Genomic DNA, 1,866 nt, shown 5'->3' on the forward strand with positions numbered 1-1,866 from the left:
CAGAGTGCGTTGTCGCCGTCATCTGCGAAATCGGTAACCGGGTAGCCCCAATTGCCGTACTTCGTCTCGTCAAAGTCGATCGTGCATTTCTCGCCGTTGACGATCAGGCCGACGAGGCCGTTGACGGGTATGTCTCCGAGCGAAAACACGCGGGTGAAATACGCGTTCGGCGTCTTGCCGGCTTTCCCCCAGGTGCCGCCATATTCCAGCTGCCCGGTGGTTGCGTAGGTGCCGACGATGAATGAAATCGGGTTATCGCCGCCGACGTCAATCTGGCCGCTGACGCCAACCGGCTCCGGCTCCTTCTGCATCGCCTTCTGAAGCAGCCCGACGCCGATCTTCAAGGCGAGGCCGAAGACGAACTGCCCGATTGCTCCGAGGCTACCAACCGCTGCGGAGATTGCGGTCACCAACGCGGTGATTGGATCCGCATGCGCCGCCGAAGGCGTAACCAGGAGAAGCCAGATCGCAAGAAAGATGACAAGCAGTCTCATTTGCCAGTCCTGTAACGCGACATTTCATCAAGCTGCCTGGCGGCCGACTGGACACATGCGCTTCGCTGTGATCGAACTTGTGTCACCGGTTGGGAAGACGTGGAATGATTGAAGACGACAATGGCGGCGATCTCCCTGCCGTGAGGCTGGGGTCTATCGGCAGCGAAGGCGGGGAGCTTCTTTGTCCGGCGGACGCGCGATGGGAGTTTCGCGGCCTGTCGTATCGCCAGACAGACGACAATCGTACTCTTGTAGGAATACACGGGCGCGATTCGACCGGGGAAACAACTTGCATCTGGACCAGTCTTCCGACCGCGGTTTGCCTCCTTGGCTTGCTGCTGCCAAGTCGATGATGCCTGGACGAAAGACTGGTACCGCATGCTACTCGACTCCACCCGTCTCCACCTGCCGAACGGGTTCTTTCACGGCCGAATGCGTGTGGTCGCCGTTGAACACGACGTCGCCCTCGTCGTCGTAGACGCGGACGCCCATGCCATCGACGACGCAGCGAGCGCCCTGGACCGTGAAGAGCAACGCGCCATCCTTGCGGATCTCGTAAGTCTTGTTTGTCATTAGTCAGTCCTTCCGTTGGTTAGGTGTTCAGGCCTCGTCTTCCGGATCTCCGTCGATGATCACGACGGGAACCTTTTCACCGGTGTCGTCGCCTACGATCGAGGCCACAAACTCCGGGTGGTGCGGCTTAAGGAGGTTGAGAGCATCGGCCAGCTGTCGCGACAGACTGTCGATGCCGATGGCGAGGCGCTCGACTTCGCCTTGAAGGGAAGCGTTCTGTGATTTGAGGCTGCGAATTAGGGTCTGAGACATGTTGGTTCCTTTCTGGGAGAGGGAGACGCCGCGCAGCCGCTAGACACGAAACGCGCGCGAAGCTTGGAGGAGGTCGGCAAGGCCCAGCCCCAGCGCGCCAGGCTGCGCGACGTAGATGCGCGAGCCCTGGACGATGCCGAGACCGTGACCGGTGTCGGTATCGATCACGGCGACGTCGCCGACCTGCGCCATGGCAGGGTGGACCTCTTCGAAGAGCGAGGCGGCATAGTCGACGTGGCTGTCAAAGCCGAGCTTCTTCAGATGCCGCAGCCCGCCGGCGAGCGTCTGATAGCGGCCGGCATAATTGGCGTAGAGATTGACGCCCGTCATCGCCTCGACGGCGCCGGCCGCAAACAGCGTGCAGTCGAACTCGCCATAGGCAAACGGCCTGCGGAAGGCGGCGTCGATGTACTGCGAAAGGCTCGAATACCAGTCGTCTTTGCGAACAATCATCATCGGCTCAACCCATCGTCTCGCCTTCGCGTTCGCCCCACCAGTATTGCCACTGGTTGGCGACGGAGTTGTACTTTCGGAACTGGTCGTTGGA

At 60.6% G+C, this 1,866-nt stretch carries 3 protein-coding genes and 1 pseudogene; all 4 read right to left on the reverse strand.

What is annotated here, in order from left to right:
• Positions 1-494 (reverse strand): annotated as a pseudogene (locus CRO48_RS31445) (hypothetical protein); the annotation flags it as partial.
• A gap of 381 nt (positions 495-875) precedes the next feature.
• Entirely contained in the window at positions 876-1,067 is a 192-nt protein-coding gene (locus CRO48_RS31450) for a hypothetical protein (protein WP_097143551.1), read from the reverse strand.
• Between the two features lie 27 nt (positions 1,068-1,094).
• Positions 1,095-1,319, reverse strand: a complete 225-nt coding sequence (locus tag CRO48_RS31455; protein ID WP_097143552.1) for a hypothetical protein — start codon at positions 1,317-1,319, stop codon at positions 1,095-1,097.
• Positions 1,320-1,358: 39 nt separating this feature from the next.
• Positions 1,359-1,772: a DUF6950 family protein gene (locus CRO48_RS31460; RefSeq protein WP_097143553.1), complete on the reverse strand. Its 414-nt coding sequence runs from the start codon at positions 1,770-1,772 to the stop codon at positions 1,359-1,361.
• Positions 1,773-1,866 lie beyond the last annotated feature (94 nt).

Origin of the sequence: Rhizobium subbaraonis (assembly GCF_900220975.1) — a bacterium.
GTDB lineage: Bacteria > Pseudomonadota > Alphaproteobacteria > Rhizobiales > Rhizobiaceae > Mycoplana > Mycoplana subbaraonis.

Excerpts from the sequence above, each read along its gene's own strand:
- CRO48_RS31460 (WP_097143553.1), bottom strand. The coding sequence starts at position 1,772 with ATGATTGTTCGCAAAGACGACTGGTATTCGAGCCTTTCGCAGTACATC.
- CRO48_RS31450 (WP_097143551.1), bottom strand. The coding sequence starts at position 1,067 with ATGACAAACAAGACTTACGAGATCCGCAAGGATGGCGCGTTGCTCTTC.
- CRO48_RS31455 (WP_097143552.1), bottom strand. The coding sequence starts at position 1,319 with ATGTCTCAGACCCTAATTCGCAGCCTCAAATCACAGAACGCTTCCCTT.